Below are 17,262 nucleotides of genomic sequence, written 5' to 3'. Positions count from 1 at the left end.
GACATCCTGTTTAAGCGATGTACGCGGAACTCCAGGTCACGACGCATTTCTCATTCCTGCGCGGCGCCTCAAGCCCGCAGGAGCTGTTCGAGCAGGCGAAACTTCTCGGCATTACGGCGCTCGGCGTCACCGACCGCAACTCGCTCGCCGGCATCGTGCGTGCTTATGAGGCCTCGCGGGACACGGGCATCCGCCTCGTCGTGGGCTGCCGGCTCGATCTCACCGACGGTACGTCCCTTCTGGTCTACCCGACGGATCGCGCCGCCTATTCCCGCCTCTGCCGGATGCTCAGCCTGGGCAAGAGCCGCGGCGGCAAGGGCCGGTGTCATCTCACCTGGGACGATGTGGGAGCCTGGAACGAAGGCCTTTTGGCCGTTCTGCTGGGCGACCACGCCGACGGCACCCTCACGGCAAACCTCACCCGTCTTAAAAGCACCTTCGGCAATCGCGCCTATATGGCACTCATCCGACGCTTTGCACCGAATGAGCACCTGCGTTTGCATGCCATCGAACAGGCGGCACAGGCAGCCGGAGTGCCGACGATCGCCATGGGCGATGTGCTCTACCATAACCCGGACCGCCGCCGCTTGCAGGACGTCGTCTCCTGCATCCGGGAAGGCTGCACCATAGACGAGGCCGGCTACCGGCTCGAACGGCATGCCGACCGCTACCTCAAGGATCCGGGCGAGATGGAGCGCCTGTTCGAGCGCCATGCCGAAGCATTCCGGCGTGTGCGTCAGGTGCTTGAGCGCTGCACCTTCTCGCTCGACGAGCTGCGTTACCAATACCCATCCGAGACGGAACCTGGCGAGACGGCGCAGGAGAAGCTGGAGCGGCTGACCTGGGAAGGTGCAAGGAAGCGTTACCCGAACGGCATTCCCGATGTGGTCGCCGCCACCTGCCGTCATGAGCTGCGCCTGATCGAAGAGCTGGGTTACGCCCCCTACTTCCTCACGGTGCATGCCATCGTGTCGTTCGCCAAGTCGCGCGGCATCCTGTGCCAAGGGCGCGGCTCGGCGGCGAATTCCGCCGTGTGCTTCGTCCTCGGCATCACCGCGATCAACCCCACCGAGCACGACCTGCTGTTCGAACGCTTCGTGTCCCAGGAGCGGCGCGAGCCGCCGGACATCGACGTCGATTTCGAGCATGAGCGCCGCGAGGAGGTGATCCAGTGGATCTATGACACCTACGGCCGGCATCGGGCGGCCCTGACGGCGGTCGTCTCCTGCTACCGCGCCCGGGGTGCCGTACGAGAAGTCGGGAAGGCGCTTGGCGTGCCCGAGGATGTGACGGCAGGATTGGCCGGTCTCGTCTGGGGTTGGGGCAATGATGGCGTGTCGGACAAGGAAGCCAAGGAACTCAACCTCAACCTGGACGATCCGCGCCTGCGCATGACCCTGGAGCTTGCCGGCGAGCTCATTGGCGCGCCGCGTCACCTCTCGCAGCATCCGGGTGGCTTCGTGCTGACCGAGGCACGCCTCGATGATCTCGTCCCCATCGAGCCAGCCGCCATGGAGAACCGCCAGGTCATCGAGTGGGACAAGAACGACATCGACACCCTGAAGTTCATGAAGGTCGACGTGCTGGGCCTCGGCATGCTCGGCTGCATGCGCCGCGCCTTCGATCTCCTGCGCGAACACAAAGGTAAAGACTACGACATGGCTACCATCCCGGGCGAGGACCAGGCGACTTATGCCATGATTCAGCGGGCCGACACGGTGGGCACCTTCCAGATCGAGAGCCGGGCTCAGATGGCCATGCTGCCGAGGATGAGGCCTAAGACCTTCTATGACATCGTCATCCAGGTCGCCATCGTCCGCCCTGGGCCGATCCAGGGCGATATGGTGCACCCCTATTTGCGCCGGCGAGAGGGCCGGGAGGCACCGGAATATCCCCGCCCTGAGCTGAAGCGGGTTCTGGAGAAGACACTCGGCGTGCCGCTTTTCCAGGAGCAAGCCATGCGGGTTGCCATCGAATGCGCCGGCTTCACACCCTCCGAGGCGGATCAGCTCCGGCGCGCCATGGCGACCTTCAAGTTCACGGCTGGCGTCTCAAAGTTCCGGGACAAACTGATCCAAGGCATGACCGCCCGAGGGTACGACGCCGCCTTCGCCGAGCGCACCTTCAAGCAGCTCGAGGGGTTCGGCTCCTACGGTTTCCCGGAGAGCCATGCGGCGAGCTTCGCCAAGATCGCCTATGCCTCGTCCTGGCTGAAATGCCACCATCCGGACGTGTTCTGTTGTGCCATCCTGAACTCCCAGCCTATGGGCTTCTATTCCCCGGCTCAGCTGGTGCGGGACGCTCAGGCCCATGGCATCGAGGTACGCCCCGTCGACATCAACCATTCCCGCTGGGACTGCACCCTGGAGCAGACCCGGAACCCGCGTCGGTTCGCCGTCCGCCTCGGCCTCAGGATGGTGCATGGTCTGGCCAATGCGGATGCCGCCATGATTCCGATCGTCCGTATCGAGAAGCCGTTTGCGTCCATTGAGGATCTCTGGAGGCGTGCCGGTCTTCCGGTAACAGCTCTTAGCCGCCTGGCCGAGGCCGACGCCTTCGGGTCGCTCGGCATCAAGCGCCGTGACGCCCTATGGACCATCGAAGGATTGTCGGACGAGGTGCTGCCGCTGTTTGCCGCCGCAGACGAGCGCGAGCGCACGATCCAGCCTGAGGTGATCGAGCCCAAGGTCGACCTCATCCCTATGACCGAAGGCCGCGAGGTCGTGGAGGACTATCTCTCCAAGGGACTGACGCTGCGCCGGCATCCTGTCTCCTTCCTTCGGCCGGAACTGACCGAACGGCGCATCGCTTCCTGCGAGGATCTGCAGCGTGCCCGGGACGGTCAGCGGATTACAGTGGCGGGCCTCGTCTTGGTGCGCCAGAAGCCGGGTTCCGCCAAGGGCGTGACCTTCATGACCATCGAGGACGAGACCGACGTTGCCAACCTCGTGATCTGGTCGACGGTGTTCGAGACGCACCGGCGGCTGATCCTGTCATCCGGCATGATCGGCTGCCGCGGAAGGCTCCAGCGCGAAGGAGGTGTCACTCACCTCATTGCCGAGCACTTCATTGACCTGTCCGACCTCTTGCGCTCCGTGGCGGATCGTGACGGCGAGCTGCGTCTCAGAAGAGGCCGCGGGGACGAAAGTAAGATTGGTGTCCGCGATATTCTTAGAGGCGACTCACTCGGGAACCCGTCTCAGCCCGACATCTGCCGACATGATCAGGACAGCGTACTCGAGATCAAAGTTGCTACGCGAGACTTTAGGTAAGAGGCAGATCACTGATTATCTCGTCATGATCACAGAAGATGACTTAAAGCAACTAAAAGATGGAATAGCCTTGGATAACGTAGAAACTAATCATTTAATCCCGTCTTTTTCTCAGCCGAACGCCTGCCCCCTCCCCATTCTGCTCAATGAAAAGAACTCCCGCCTGCTCAAAGGCTTGCTGCATGACATGAATGGTCGCGCGTTGTGGAGATGACTTCTCGTTCTCAAAATTCCGAACCGTCACCACGCTCACTGCTGATGCACGAGCTAGATCATCTTGGTTCCATTTGAGGAGGCCACGAGCGGCCCGGGATTGAGCAGGAGTCATATTGCTAGCTTATGATTACTGTCGGAAAACGTAAATACTGTCGGAAACCGAGTTGACACAAGGTTTATTTCTGAAAAGTTAAACTCTGTCGTTTTTAGAAAACATGGGAGTAGTACGCCATGCTCATGAATCGTGGACAAGAAGGCTTTTCTCATCGTGCGGCGCTCAAGGATCTCGCGGACGCCCTGCCAGACGCATCCGGAGCCGATGCCGATCTCATTGCCCTTTGCCGTCAGTATCTCGGCTTGTACGTGGAGCGGGATCGGTTCTGGGCTGAGATAGGCGACCCAGCCGATCTCCGATACCACGAAACCTACCCCTCCAATCCGCCCGAAGAGATCTTCGTCAAAGGAGGCGACTATACGCTCCTGCCAATCCACCCTACCAATAGCCCTTGGAAGGGGCGGTTGTGGTATGGGGATGACATCGAGCGACTTCGCCAGCCGATCATGCAGATGGTTCTCAGCCCCCGTCATGGAGCCGGAAGAATACCGGACGCTAGGGCCAACGCCCGTGCCAAGGCCATTGTCGAAGCTTGGGACTGCTGGACAGCCGCAAGAGAGGAGGCTCGGGTGCAATCGGGCCTCGCGGACGCTGAGGAGCAGGACTCCATTCTCTTCCACCAGCTAGAGGCGCTCTTCGACAGGATCGCAACCTCACACGCGACAACGCTTGCGGGCTGCTTGGCGAAGGCGCTCTGCGCCCAATGCGCCAGCGCCCATCCCGAAAGTCTTGAGACGGAGCTATCGGAACGCCTCCACACGGAGGAGGGATCGCCCGCAGCACTCTCGCTCTCGATAGCGCGCGATCTCGTAGCGTCCGCTCCCGGCATCGTGCCCGTCCCAAACTCCGGAGCCGATGCCGAGTTGATCCGCCTCGGCAAAGAGTTCGATGCCCTCATAGCCCAGCTTGACGATCCTGCGACTGAGGACGAGCTGTATGACGAGGTCGAAAAGGTGCAATTCGCCATGCACCGCATTCCCGCCAAGACCCTCGCGGGCCTGGCTGTCAAGGCGCATGTCATCCAGACCGAGCGCCTCGTTGCAAGCCCTGATCCTGGCCAGCCGCTTCTCACCAACATCGTGGCCCATCTCGTTGCCGACGTGCTTCGCCTTGCTGGACAATCCAAGAGCAGCGGCAAAGCACTGTAGCGCTACAGTGCTAGAGCGCTAAGGCATTATAACCTGAATACCCTTTCTGCTGTCCGATAACCTCCTGCTATCGGACAGCAGACGCGTGAGCGCATCTGCTAGCGTAAGGAGAGCCGCCCCGGCCACCCGATATCTCGCAGCATAAGAGCGATGGCTTGGCCTCATCCGCCTTTCACATGAAAGCTTTTGACAGGCTTTAACAGGCAGGAGCGGAGTGCCGGCGATCCTCGTATCATCATCGCCGTCGCCACCGGTGCAATTCCGAGAGCAGCAGGGTGAGCGACCGCACCAGGCCGGTGAGTACGCCAAGCCCGGCAATGAGCGTGACTATGGAAGATTGATCCATGTGTGGCCTCGCAGGTGAAGGGGGCGCCGACACGGCTCGCCCTCCTGGCAGGAGGAGCGCCGCGCGGGCTGGGATTGATCCATCATGATAGAGAGCCGCACCGGCCATTAAGCGCGAGGCTGTTTTGATCGCCCCTATAAATTCTTCGAGAAGGCGACCAAAACAGACTGGTTTCTCTCCGAGCCGCCCTGAGTTACAGCGCTAGGAGCCGCTCCCTATATCAGCCAGTTCGGCAAGCAAGCACAGCGATCCCGTGTAGGGGAGAATAAGCCATGTCGCATTCCAAGCGTCCGGTACAAGAAATCAGCGACGAGGAAGAAGCCGCGATCCAAGCACAAATCGCGGAAGATCCTGACAACCCCGAATGGTCGAAGGAGGATTATGCAAGAGCAAGACCAGCACATGAACTCTTGCCATCAGAAGTCTACGCCTCCCGAACCAAAGGCGAGGCCTCTGCTACTGCCCAGAATGATATCGGTCCGGACGATACATCAGCGTGATAGGCAAAGCCGGGAGCGGTGAAGCCGTAATCTTGAATGGATACTTCGCAAACCTAAGACTCTCAGCAAGAACACAGCGAAATCTCCTGCCGCTCGATTAAGGAGCGACCAGAGCAGGCTTGCTCCCGTTCAAGCCGCCCTCTTCCAACGCCCGGTAGACAGACGCACGGTGAATGCCGAGGCGCTTGGCGATGGCCGAGGGCCCCAGCTTCTCCTCCTGGTGCAGCCGGCGCACCTCGACGGGATCGATAGAGGGCTTACGACCGCGATAGACTCCGTTCGCCTTCGCCTTGGCGATGCCCTCGAGCTGGCGCTCCCGGCGCAGGTTCGTCTCGAACTCGGCAAAGACCCCCAGCATGTCGAGGAAGGCTTTGCCCGCCGCCGTGCTCATGTCGATCGGTTGCTCGGTCGCCTTGAGGAAAGCACCCTTTGCCTTCAATTCGCGCACAATGTCTTGGAGGTCTGCGATGGAGCGGGCCAGGCGGTCGATGCGGGTAACCATGATGGTGTCACCGGCCCTGATGAAGTCCAGCAGGATGCGAAGCTGGTTGCGGCCTTCGCGAGTTGTGCCGGAGCCCTTCTCCGACATGACCCTCTCGCAGCCGGCGCGATGGAGCGCCTCTTCCTGGAGCGTCAGGTCCTGGTCCGATGTGCTGACCCGTGCGTAACCGAAAACTGCCATCGTCGCCTCTGCTATGTCGCATTTAGCTCTAGATCAATCGCAACATATTGTCGCAAATATGTCATTTCAACCCTATTGCGACGTATTTAGAGGGAGTGGCTTACTGTTGCGCTAGGGACTACCCGTTTGCGACACGAGAGGCAGGGCCGAGCAGCGCAGCCCGTACCAGTATGGGGGCGGGGCCCTGTCGGTCCAGCCTCCCTTCAATGGGCTATCCCGGTCATGCGCATCGCGGAGGCCCGATCCTTAAGCTCGGGCGCAACCATCTCGCCTGTGATCCGCCCGGCGATCACCTCGGCCACATAGGAGTGAGGATCTCCTGAGAGATATTCCAGGTAAGCGGAAATCCGCTCACTGGCGAGCCTCAGCCCTTCGGCTATTCCCTCTTCGCGGGCTTGAGCCAAAGCGGCCCTGTCCCTCTCCTGTGCCATCGCTGCCCTCCCTATGAATGTTCCCAATCGGCAAAGGAGCCATCTCTGCGCGAATTAAAGCGCCGCCCGAACGAGCTTTCGACATTCACGCTTGCGGCCTGCATGCCAGGACCGACCTTTGCCAACTCCGCATTAAGTGCCCTCACATCAGCCAGGACAGCCCGGATCGCAGAGCCGTCGATGTTGACAGCAACAGGCGAGCCAAGTCCCTGGATCGCCTGCCCGGCCTCGGTCGCCGCTCCCTGGACGGCTGAAACCTGAGAGGTATCCACCTTCTGCGATAAGCCGTTGAGATGCCCTTCGATCAAGCGGAAGAGACCATCAACTCGACTCGCAACCGCTTCGTTGTTTGCAGGCCCTTTCCCCTCTCGCGCCAACTCGTTGTTCAAGATCGTCCGGACCTGATCCTCCAGGTTGGCGCGGAGCGTTCCCTGCTCCAACCTGGATGGCGGCAGGCCGAGGCTCTTGTTGTTCTGCTGGCTGGCAACGTAATTGCCAATCAGCTTCTCGATCCTCGTCTCGGCCGTCATCTGCTGGCGGATGGATTCGCCGGCTGTAATGCCGCCCGCCGCCTTCGCACGGGCGCGGATGTCTTCAATCATGGTGGGCACGCTGACCTGAGTAACGTACTGCTCACCGGAGCTAACGGCCCCCCCCGACTTTCGCGCCCTCTGCGCTCTCTGGCCTTCTGCCCAGAGATTCATGAACCGGCGCGTTGTTTCCGCCGCAGGATCGAACGGAGCCCCATTGCCTTGGCGCGAGCGATTGCCGCCACTGCCAGGCGCGGGGCGATTGCGGCGATCCGTGTCCGGGCCGGAAGCCGGGTTCATACCGGGTCGCACCACAGGCATTTCCTGCGCCTGTGGAATGGCCGTTCCATCCATCTGCTCCCGGATGCTTTGCAGCACACCCAAGACGGCAGGCTCCATCTTCTTGCCGATCCTGATCTGCAGAGCGTCCCAAGACTCGCTGATCCGGTCGAGTTCGGCTCGCACTCCCTGCGTCACCGCGCCAAAATCTTTCATCACTGCACCGGGAGCGTTCTGGTGCATCTCGGCCTGCAACTTCTGCCATTCGCCACGGAACGTCAGCAGAGCCCGCATGCCTGTCGCGAACTGCGCGTCGGTGAAAAGCTGAGGCAGCTTCGACAGGTCGCCGCTAAGCGCCTTCGCGGTCAGCTCCTCGAACACCTCGAGCAAATTGCGGCCATTCTTTCTGGCGTCCTTCATCTCCTTGCGAAGGTTGATTCCGAACTTGCCGAATTTCTTGGCCGTCTCCTCGCTCTCCATCTTCTGAAAGATGTTGCTCATGGAGGTAGCGGCCTCCTCCGTCGTGCCAGTGCCTTTGCGGACAATTTGCAGCATGGCGATCATCTGCTCCAGCCCTTCGGTCCCCTTAAGGCCGATGGCTGCGGCCGCCGGCGCAAGCGAGGGCAGATACCGTGCCATGTCCTTCAACTCGAAGCGGCCGGCCTTGCCACCCGCCACCATGATGTCGAAGGCCGATTGCATGTCCTTTCCCGCAATCTTGAAATTCATGCTGACGCTATCGGCCGTCTTCGCGATGTCTTCCACCTCGGAGCCGGAGGCCTGCGCCGTACGGGCAATCGCTCCGATCATCCCCATGCTATCACCCAGGGATCGCCCGCCCGCCACCAGGGCCTCCAGACCACTGGTCACATTATCGAGCGGGTGCGCCGTCTCAACAGCCAGTTTCTGGAGCGCGATGGTTGCCTGATCCATCTCGGACGCTGAGGCTCCGGCCGTCAGACGCAAGCGCGTCATGCGCCGATCCAGATCCGCCGTCTTGGTCACGGTGCTGCTGATGGCCCGGCCGAAAGCATAAGCCCCAGCAGCCGCGCCGCCGAACGCGAGAGCAGCGCGCCCCACACCTGCACCCATGGCGCTTGTGCTGGGGCCCACTCCCCCCTTGGCATTCTTCGCCGCGCGGTCAAGATCCCGGATGGATCGCGAGGCCTTCCGGGCTGGGCCCGATACCTCGTCTTTCAAACGAACGGCGAGAGTGCTTACCTTGTTGGCCATGATGGCAACTCCTACAGATCGAGAACCAAGGCCTGTTCATACCAGGCGAGGAGGTCGAGCCATTCGAGGGCCCGAAGATCATTGAAGCTCTGGTTCAGTCTGCTTGCGACGACGGTGACATAGCGTCGCCAATGAACGGGCTTTGCGCGAGAACCCGTTGCAAGCGGCGGGGCAAAAAACTTTGCATGACCTCGAAAAGGCGCGTGTCATCGTCGTCATCCAACCCTTTGAAGACTTCTGGCGGAACAGGATCGCCGCCAGACAAGGTCACCATGTAGGCGGTGATGCTGGTCTCGCTGTCTGTCGCAAGTGCATGGATGAATGCCTCCACTTGCGCCACCGTCATCCGGTGGACTTCCAGAGTCGTGATAACCCGCTCCCCGTACCGGAGATGATGATCGAGAGCGAAAACCTCGGTGCGTGGCTTGTTGCCAGCGAAGGTGAGCGGGATGACACCCGCAGCAGGAGCTTCGGCCGATTCGTCCTCAATGAGGAGCATGGAGTTTTGGTGCATGGGTATTCCTCTTCGGATGATTACAAGATGGCGGATAGGCGCTCGACAGGCTGAAATTTCGGCGCGGCGATAGATCCATCATCAGCCAGAGGAAGCGCGCAGACCATGACGGTTCAGCGGCTCAATTCCGCATCCCATGCGTCATGTTGCGATGAAGAGCACCGCTCTGCTTTGCCGGGCATCGCGCCGATGGACGGCACCTGGACGCCTCATGGACGGCAAACTGGACGGCTTTGAACAGGGCTGAACTCCTTAAGCAGCAACAGTTTTCGCGAGCGGCTGTACGGCTTGGACAGCTTTTCGGCCCTACTGTCTAATTATGCATGTTGTTTGTTGGTCTCTTTTCCTCCCCCCGCACCCCCGGCCATCCCGACCCGCACGTGTCCACGGGTGTCTCTCGCGCGCGCTCAATCTCCTCTTCTATTCATTAAATAGAATAAGAGCCGTCCAAGCTGTACAAGCCGTCCAATATCAAGGAATGTAATGGTTTGAGCGAAGGGGCCGAGGTGTCCACAACTGTCCAGAGCTGTCCATCAAAGCCTTGCAACGGGTGCATATCTTCCCCTCGGTCCAGAGACCGCTCATGCGAGATCACAACCGCAAAGCGCAGCCTCGGCCGCCGCTCTCAGTGCACGCTTTCGTGCATCGTGTGCGTGCCGAACGCGTGCAACACGCGTGCTTAGGAGTCAAATGCGTGTACCGCCTGCAAGGTAACCTACTGCTGAAACCCCAGGAGCTATTTGCCCGTAGAAGAGGGAATCCCGGGATACGGTCCCTAAATAGGGGGGTGGGGTCCCCGGTTGGGGGCGAGGAAGGCATCAGCAGCCCGCCCCACTTAAACCCTCTCCTGAACCGGATCATTTCCGCCCCCGGATGAGGGTTAGGACAGTGGCGGACATCCTGGTTACAGGGGAGCAGAGGGGTGCGGGGAGCGAGGAGAATTCAGCGGGACAGATGGGTGAGAATGATTTGACGATTGCCTGAGTGCTTGCGCTCGAAGTGGAATCCCTTTGACCGCAGGAGAGGGGCAATGCGTTCCAACTGATTGCCGAGCTGCTGAGGCAGTTTGGGCCAGGCGTAAGAGCGCTGCTGCGTTTCAGAGGCCCGCTGGTTCAAGGCATCGAGCAATTCGGTTGCTGTGCCCCTCCAGCCATACTCACCGCATGACGGCTCGCAGAGCATGGCATGGATCGCCACCGCGACCGGGTTCGCCTCGAAGGCCGAGTCAGCGACATCCTGGATGTTGCCGCTATAGGTTCGAAGGAACGTGCCATCCTCCCAGCCAAGGCCCGGCTCAGCCGCCGTGACCCATTTGGCGAAATCAGCAAGCCGGGGGATGCGCTCCAGACGAACGGTGCCAACCCGCCTCACCGCGGCCGACAGCCCATCGCATAAGGCCCCCAACACCCGAGGAGCAACCTCTGCCCATGCTTCCCAGAAATCATCTTCCGTCTGCCGCTCATCCTCGGCAATCGCCCTGAGCCTGATGCTGACAGCCCGCTGCGCCAAGTCCGGCCGGTCCGTTAGCATGGGGATACCATTGAGAATGATCGGCCGAGCGCCCGAGAAGATGATCTCCTCGGTATCGGTATGCAGCTTGCGGGTAGAGGAGCCACCACCCGTGGCAAGGCGGCAGAGCGCATCTGACAATTCGGAATCGACCTTCGACAGATTGTCCATGGCGATGACGTGCCCATTGCTTGCCCAGACGATCAGGTCACGCTCATCCTTCGGAGCCGAGCGGATCGGCGCGGCGTTCGGATCGACCAACGAGCGCAGCAACCGGCTGAACGTTGACTTACCCGAGCCCTGCTCACCATTCACCACGAGGATTGGATACGGGCCTTTGCTGCGAAGAGCAGCCATCAACCATCCAACAACCAGGATGAAATCGTCATCATTGGCGACGTTGACGAAGCGCCGGAGCTCGTTAATGTCATAGCCCGCTTCCGGCAGCGGAAGGGGCCACAGCGCCTTGGAGCGAACGAAGGGTCCATCATGTTCCTGACGCACGCTCCAACCATCCGACCGGATCTCGATAGCGGACCAGTCCTTTGTTCCCAGGTCGAGATAGAGCCTGCCGTCTTCCGTATGGCCGACGCGCAGCCATGGCTTGCGCTCCGGCCCTCTGTTGATCGCCTTGGCCTCGAGTACGCGTAGCGTATCCTCAACCGCCTGATTGCCGGGCACCAAGCCCAACTCATCATAGGCCCGGCCACATAGCCATTGCTTGAAGGCAGAGGAGCGGATCGGCCATGTCTCCCGATGGTCGCCAACCGGAAAGGTGCATAGCGCCTCTCTGTCAGGCCCATGCCAGAGATCGCAATCCGCCGTCAGGCCGATGAGTTTCTCGCTCTGTGTGGGGCGCCGCTCCCGTGGAGTCGAGCGGCGCTTGCGCGTTCCCCCTGCCTTACGGCCCTCGGAAGCGGCCACAGGAGCCGCCGCATCGTTTTCTGGAGTGTTCCCCTGCCCGGCCGGCCTCGCAGCCGCCAGGAGCCCGCGCACGCGTTCCTCGTCCCATCCCTCGTCCAAGGCGTCGGCCGCATCCCATCCGGGCTCCACGCCCTCCGGTGGGCTGACGATGGCAACGGACGCCGCCCCGGCCTCCAGGGCAAGCCGCGCAACCGTCCCGGCATAGGCCAGGCCCACCGCGTCGGCATCAGGCCAGATGATGACGGCGCGCCCCTTGAGCGGACTCCAATCGGCCTTGGCCGCGCTCTTCGATCCGTTCGGACTGGTAACGACCACACAGCCCGGCACCAGCTTCCTGGCGGCATCGGCCGACTTCTCGCCCTCCGCGACCACAACAAGCGCATGCGGCCGGGCTTGGAGCAGATCAAGGCCATAGAGAGGCCGAGGGTTCGTCCAGCTTTCCCAACGCCATGCGAGAGGCCCACCTGCCGAGGGTCTGAACAGCACCAGCGGCCGGAACTGCTTTTCCCCATCGGTCTGGTTGAAACGATGGACATAGCCGATGATCTGTCCATCGCCGTTCAAATAGGTCCAGGAGGCAGCCGGCTGTCCGAGCTTGGGATGGATCTGAGGCGGTGAAGGCGCATCGGGCGGCACCGGGACGACGGCCACCAAGTCCGGTTTGTCCTGTTTCGGGCGGCCGGCACCGGAGAGCGGGGCGAAAGGATCATCACTCATACAGAGCGACCCCCAGCATGTCCGCCACGTTGCGGGCGGCTTCGGCCTGGTTCAGGCTGAAGATGAAGGCTGCGAGCGCGATGAGGTCCCCGCCCCTGTCCCCCGATGAGAAGTCGCCCCATTTGCCGGTGCGGACGTTCACCTTGAAGGAGCCGAGGCTGCGATCCGCCCGGCGCGGGTTGCGAGCGACCCATTCGGCCCCTTCGCGACGGCCGTCCGGAAGCCATCGTTTCACGATGCTTTCGGCATTGGAGAGAGCCGAGGCGGCAATGCGCTGATAGGCGATGCGGCGATGGTCCTTCATGAGCGCCGCCCCGCATTGGAGGGAGCCCCGCGAGCAACCCACGCGTCAACCGCCCTCTGGACATCCAGAACGGCCGTCGCATCGAGCCGGGCACCTGTCGCAGTCTCGATCAGCCGAACAGCCACCACGCCCTCGGAGATGCCGTTGAGCGCTGCTCCCAAAGTCAGCAGGTTGTCGCCCTCGGATTCGGGATGGAATTTCTCAGGGCGTCCGAGATTCCAGCGCCTGCCCCACACGACAACCCGCCTTTTGCCATGGGCCAGGTTCTTGACCATCGTCGATCCCGGGCGAGTTTGTCCGATCAGGATCGAGCCGACCAGCGAGAGCAACCGCGCGGCATCGGCATTCAACCTGGCACGCAGTGGCTGCCGCTTGGCCAGAGGAGCGGAAGGAATCGCAGCCTCGGCCCGATCCGCAGCTCCGGTCACGTCAAGGTCATAGCCCGTTGTCTGGAAAGGGGAGCCTGTGCGGTCATAGCAATGCGGCGCACGATTGCCGGCACCCATGCCATGATAGTGCAGATCCTCGCACCAGGGACACCAAGCGGCATGACTGTGAGTGCCATCGGGCTCATCGATGCGAACAGTCGAGACTTTCGGGACAGTTCTCATTGCTCCACCTCCCGGCTCGTCGTCTGCTGGGTTGAGTTAGCCCCCATCCACGCGACCAGATCGCGCTGACGATAGCGAACGCTGCGCCCGGCCTTGACGAAGATCGGACCAGTGCCGCGCACGCGCCATGCCTGGAGCGTGCGGGTGGAAATGGAGAGAAGGTGGGCGACTTGCGCTTCGGTCAAAAGCGCGTCGGGATGCGGACTAATTTCGGAGTTCATCTATCTCACTCACGCTCGATTGCGATGAGCGGGAGTGTCGAGCGATGAACTCACTTATAGAACGACAGTAAAGCGCCCCTATCTCACCCCTAAAGCCTCATGTACTTTCGCAGAGAAAGCCGATGGCTCTAACCGTCATACATTACGTTTATGCCCTCTCAGAGAGCAGGACAAACATCATGCGTTGTCATCATCGAATTGCTGCCGTACTGCAGGCGATGGCCTCCAGCCGAGGCTCTCGATAAAAGCCTTCCCCTTTTTGCCGGCCTTGGCATATGACAGCGCCAGAAGACGTAGAGCGATCTCACTACCGTTCTGGGCTTGCTCATATGCCTCTCGTACATCGCGCTCCCAGGCGTTGGCTGATCGCCCCCATCGGGCCTTCATATCGTCCAGCGTGATGTAGCTGGTGCCTGGAGGATCTGGAGCCTTCTCAAGCCGATCAAACCGATCCCATTCAGGCCGCGCTTCGACATTCTCAATTGCGGTGCGGATCTGGCTTTCCCAGGCATCTCTCTCCCCTCCCAAGCTGATGAAAGCTTGCTCGACAAAGCGAATGAATATGGTCGAGGAGGAGGATGGCTCTTTTCCCGTGAGAAGGTGCCAGAGATATCCAAGATGGGTCGCGAACGCGATTCCCCAGACATCACCGTTACGGTTGGGAGGCGCGATACGTTCTTTGCGCGAGAGGGCAAACGTATGAACGAGGTCCAGACCGTCCGCTGCCTTTTCTATGTCTCGGAAAGCAGCAGACGATGGACCAAGTACCTGATTGATGGCTTGATCGTCAGGACGTTCGGAATAAGGCCCAGGTAAAGGTGCCAGTGTCCAATTGTTATGATCTTTGGCAAAGGCCCGCAGGTCACGAGACAGCCGTGCGGCGCGCTCCGCCATGTCTTTTAGGCGAGGAGCTGTCTGGGTTCGGTCCCGAATAATATCCTCGACCGCCATGCTCGCCTGATAGACAGCGTGCAATGTGTATAGCCTCGCGGTGTAGTAGGGGCATGACACTCCAAGCCCCTGCAGTTCTTGCTGTGAACGCATCGCAGGCGCTCGCGTGCGCCGGATAAGTTTCGTAACCTCCTCATCGAGAGAAATAGGTCTTGATGGCTGTTGCCAGTCCTCCCAGGTCTGAGCAGGGAGCGCGCGCTCTGGGGACGGCGATTCCGGGAATAGAAGCGCAGCGACAAGAGCAGCGTCCTTGCCATGATGAAATTTGGTTGGATCGCGAGCCATATGGATATGCTCTATTCGGCAACCGAAACCACAAGCCGCACGCCCGGCCCTGAGGCCGTGCCCGTCTTTGCTTCTAAGAATTCAACCCCTCCAGCCTCAAGGGCCTTCCGGACATCTACCAGGGTCCGAGCATAAGGCGTGCGCTTGCTCGCCTCGAAATCAGCCAGTGTTGATGCCGCAACGCCGCAACGCTCGGAGAGTGTTTCTCTAGACCATCCGATAAGGGCGCGCGCTGCGCGGCATTGAGCCGGATCTAAGTATATTTTATCTGACATGGGATATTTTATCTTGACTTATTACCTACATAGGATAATTTAACCGACATAGGATGAAACGCAAGAGGAAGTCATGGCTCTCCGCCGCTCAACCAACTGGTCAAGCGCGATGCGGGATCTCCGCAATGATCGCCAGCAGCGGGCTTCCATCAGCTTCGTCTGCGCCGATGGTTCCTTCGCCCTCTCGGCCATCATGCGCGAGGCCGTGCGGCGCGCTCGCCAGCTTGTTGGCTCCCGCCTCCCGTGGGCCCGTCGCATGGCTATCACCCTCAAGGGGGTCTGGACTATCGCAATGCGCGCTGCTGCACAGGCTCACGGCCTCCTCGCTGCCTAATCCCACGCTCCCGCTGTCGCAACGCTATCGAGCTATAGGACGATAGCGCTAACGCCGACATAGTTTGTGCCATCTATCCTTCGAGTATGGGGCAAGGCAAAGCGCCGCTCTTCATCGCAGCATGACGCATAGAATGCAGAATTGAGCTGCTTAACCGTCATGGTTTGCGCGCTTCCTTTGGCTGATGGTGGATCTGTCGCAGGGCTCAACATTCAGCCCAGCGAATGGAGATCCGCCTTGCCATGCCGACACACTCGACGAAATTCCCCATAAATCTCTTCGCAAAGCAATAGCCTGACTATGTCCCGCGGCGCCTTGCCAGCACGATTCCCTCCGCATGGCGCCTGGCCCGGCGTCATGCGCGCGGACGTGACGGCCGCCTTTTTCGACTGCGCCAATACCGGCGAACTCAAACGCGCCATCACCCGGGGCGAGGCCCCGCCCCCGTCTGACCTACGGGGTATCGGCCGGGACAAAGAGCCGGTCTGGACATTGGAACAATGTCGCGCTTTCATCACGCGACGCTTCGGGTCCGGCGAACGGCAGGCCTCGAAGGAGGATGTCTCGGACCTGATCTGATGCCCAAGCCAACGCGTTCGCGCCCCCGCTACACCGTCCGGATCCGGCTCGCATCGGGGGAAAACGGCTGGTACTTCCAGGTCCCATCCTGGGCCAAAAAGGCGGGTTGCCCCTTGAGAAGCCAGGCGCTCGGCACTGAAGTGGATGCCGCCTGGGACCATGCTGAGCATGTGCTCCTGCCCCAGTTCGATTCCTGGCGGACCGGCGGCATGTCGGACTTTGTGCCCCAGCGAGCGGCGTCCGGCACCTTCGACTGGCTGGTGACGATCTATAAGACCAGCACCAGATGGGCCGAGATCTCGAGAAAGATGCGCCGCACCCACGAGCTCGGCTTCGACATGGTCGGCAATTTCACGCTGAAAGACGGCAGGCGGCTCGGCGCGCTCCAACTCGAAGCCATCACGACGAAGGTCATCGACAAGCTCTATGAGGCTCTCGCCTATGTGGATGAACCGGTCCTCGACAAGGACGGCCGGCCGATCGTCGATGCCAGGGGGAACCCGGTGACCGAGCGGCGCGAGAGACGCACCACCGTCAACCATGCCATGAAGACCTGCCGGCGGGCCTGGAACGTGGCGCTGCGGGCAGAGCCCGATATCATCCCGCACCGGAATCCGTTCTCGAAGATGGGTCTGGTCAACAAGTCCAAGCCGACGCCGACGGCGACCTTCGAGGAACTGCTCGCCTTCGTCAAAGCGTGCGACGAGAACGGCCGCACCTCGCTCGGCACGGCCGCCCTGATCTCTTGGGAATGGCTGCAGCGGGTCGAGCACGTGTTCACAGCCCTCGAAGTGGCGCATTATCGCCCGAAGGATCGCCCCGACAACGTGCTGGTGGTGCATCCGAAGACCGGCGAAGAGGTGTGGCTGCCGTTGTTCGACGAGGCAGGCGCTGCGCTTTATCCGGAGTTGATGGAGCGGCTCGACACAATCCGGCGCAGCCGAATCTCTGGTCTGGTGATGATGCGCGACTGGATCGACGAGACCGCCGGCATTCCTGTTCCCTGGGTCACAGCCTCAGGCGACCTATCCTACATGACCCACGAGGCGAAGCGGATGATCCGCTTGGCCGGCCTGCGCGATGAGCTCAGCCTGACCTCATTCCGACATGGCGGCATGACAGAGATGGGCGACGCGGACTTGACCGATTCCCAGATGCGCGCGATCTCGCGCCACAAGTCGGCGAAGATACTGCCGACCTACGTTAAGCGGACCCAAAAACAGATCATCGAAGCAACGAAAAAGCGGCGCTCCGTGAGAACAAATTCGGACAATTTGTCTGAATGA

At 61.0% G+C, this 17,262-nt stretch carries 17 protein-coding genes and 1 pseudogene; 7 read left to right on the top strand and 11 right to left on the bottom strand.

The window, feature by feature from the left end; translation table 11 throughout:
- Positions 1–17 precede the first annotated feature (17 nt).
- Positions 18–3,272, top strand: coding sequence for an error-prone DNA polymerase (locus VB672_RS12470; RefSeq protein ID WP_329784506.1), 3,255 nt, complete (start codon positions 18–20; stop codon positions 3,270–3,272).
- A 25-nt stretch (positions 3,273–3,297) separates the two neighbouring features.
- Entirely contained in the window at positions 3,298–3,486 is a 189-nt protein-coding gene (locus tag VB672_RS12465) for a hypothetical protein (protein ID WP_329784639.1), read from the top strand.
- 33 nt (positions 3,487–3,519) lie between these two features.
- Here VB672_RS12465 and VB672_RS12460 read toward each other — a convergent pair.
- Positions 3,520–3,600: pseudogene (locus VB672_RS12460) on the bottom strand (hypothetical protein); the annotation flags it as partial.
- Between the two features lie 125 nt (positions 3,601–3,725).
- On the opposite strand from VB672_RS12460, the gene VB672_RS12455 reads away from it, so the two are divergent.
- Both VB672_RS12455 and VB672_RS12450 read left to right on the top strand, forming a co-directional pair.
- A complete protein-coding gene (locus tag VB672_RS12455; protein WP_329784505.1) occupies positions 3,726–4,751 on the top strand; it encodes a hypothetical protein in 1,026 nt (341 codons plus the stop codon).
- Positions 4,752–5,369: 618 nt separating this feature from the next.
- Entirely contained in the window at positions 5,370–5,597 is a 228-nt protein-coding gene (locus VB672_RS12450) for a hypothetical protein (RefSeq protein ID WP_329784504.1), read from the top strand.
- Between the two features lie 97 nt (positions 5,598–5,694).
- Here the strand turns inward: VB672_RS12450 and VB672_RS12445 are convergent, their stop codons facing one another.
- From VB672_RS12445 to VB672_RS12400, 10 genes are all read right to left on the bottom strand, one after another.
- Positions 5,695–6,279, bottom strand: coding sequence for a recombinase family protein (locus VB672_RS12445; RefSeq protein WP_329784503.1), 585 nt, complete (start codon positions 6,277–6,279; stop codon positions 5,695–5,697).
- Positions 6,280–6,482: 203 nt separating this feature from the next.
- Positions 6,483–6,710, bottom strand: coding sequence for a hypothetical protein (locus VB672_RS12440; protein WP_329784502.1), 228 nt, complete (start codon positions 6,708–6,710; stop codon positions 6,483–6,485).
- A gap of 11 nt (positions 6,711–6,721) precedes the next feature.
- Complete coding sequence (locus VB672_RS12435) at positions 6,722–8,752, bottom strand: phage tail tape measure protein (RefSeq protein WP_329784501.1); 2,031 nt, start codon at positions 8,750–8,752, stop codon at positions 6,722–6,724.
- 94 nt (positions 8,753–8,846) lie between these two features.
- Positions 8,847–9,266: a hypothetical protein gene (locus tag VB672_RS12430; protein ID WP_329784500.1), complete on the bottom strand. Its 420-nt coding sequence runs from the start codon at positions 9,264–9,266 to the stop codon at positions 8,847–8,849.
- 942 nt (positions 9,267–10,208) lie between these two features.
- Entirely contained in the window at positions 10,209–12,416 is a 2,208-nt protein-coding gene (locus tag VB672_RS12425) for a hypothetical protein (protein ID WP_329784499.1), read from the bottom strand.
- A complete protein-coding gene (locus VB672_RS12420) occupies positions 12,409–12,720 on the bottom strand; it encodes a hypothetical protein (RefSeq protein ID WP_329784498.1) in 312 nt (103 codons plus the stop codon). The genes VB672_RS12425 and VB672_RS12420 overlap by 8 nt, the downstream gene beginning before the upstream one ends.
- Positions 12,717–13,331: a hypothetical protein gene (locus VB672_RS12415; protein ID WP_329784497.1), complete on the bottom strand. Its 615-nt coding sequence runs from the start codon at positions 13,329–13,331 to the stop codon at positions 12,717–12,719. The genes VB672_RS12420 and VB672_RS12415 overlap by 4 nt, the downstream gene beginning before the upstream one ends.
- Positions 13,328–13,552 carry a helix-turn-helix transcriptional regulator gene (locus tag VB672_RS12410; RefSeq protein WP_329784496.1) on the bottom strand — a complete coding sequence of 75 codons (225 nt, stop codon included), beginning with the start codon at positions 13,550–13,552 and terminating at the stop codon, positions 13,328–13,330. The genes VB672_RS12415 and VB672_RS12410 overlap by 4 nt, the downstream gene beginning before the upstream one ends.
- 177 nt (positions 13,553–13,729) lie before the next feature.
- A complete protein-coding gene (locus VB672_RS12405) occupies positions 13,730–14,503 on the bottom strand; it encodes a hypothetical protein (protein ID WP_329784495.1) in 774 nt (257 codons plus the stop codon).
- A 296-nt stretch (positions 14,504–14,799) separates the two neighbouring features.
- Positions 14,800–15,063, bottom strand: coding sequence for a helix-turn-helix domain-containing protein (locus tag VB672_RS12400; RefSeq protein ID WP_329784494.1), 264 nt, complete (start codon positions 15,061–15,063; stop codon positions 14,800–14,802).
- A gap of 73 nt (positions 15,064–15,136) precedes the next feature.
- Between VB672_RS12400 and VB672_RS12395 the strand changes: the two genes are divergently transcribed.
- From VB672_RS12395 to VB672_RS12385, 3 genes are all read left to right on the top strand, one after another.
- Entirely contained in the window at positions 15,137–15,397 is a 261-nt protein-coding gene (locus VB672_RS12395) for a hypothetical protein (protein ID WP_329784493.1), read from the top strand.
- Between the two features lie 315 nt (positions 15,398–15,712).
- Positions 15,713–15,976, top strand: a complete 264-nt coding sequence (locus VB672_RS12390; RefSeq protein WP_329784492.1) for a hypothetical protein — start codon at positions 15,713–15,715, stop codon at positions 15,974–15,976.
- Complete coding sequence (locus VB672_RS12385) at positions 15,976–17,262, top strand: hypothetical protein (RefSeq protein WP_329784491.1); 1,287 nt, start codon at positions 15,976–15,978, stop codon at positions 17,260–17,262. Before VB672_RS12390 ends, VB672_RS12385 begins: the two co-directional genes overlap by 1 nt.

It is taken from the genome of Microvirga sp. CF3016 (assembly GCF_036314085.1).
Classification (GTDB): domain Bacteria; phylum Pseudomonadota; class Alphaproteobacteria; order Rhizobiales; family Beijerinckiaceae; genus Microvirga.
This window is presented reverse-complemented; position numbering and strand designations above follow the sequence as displayed.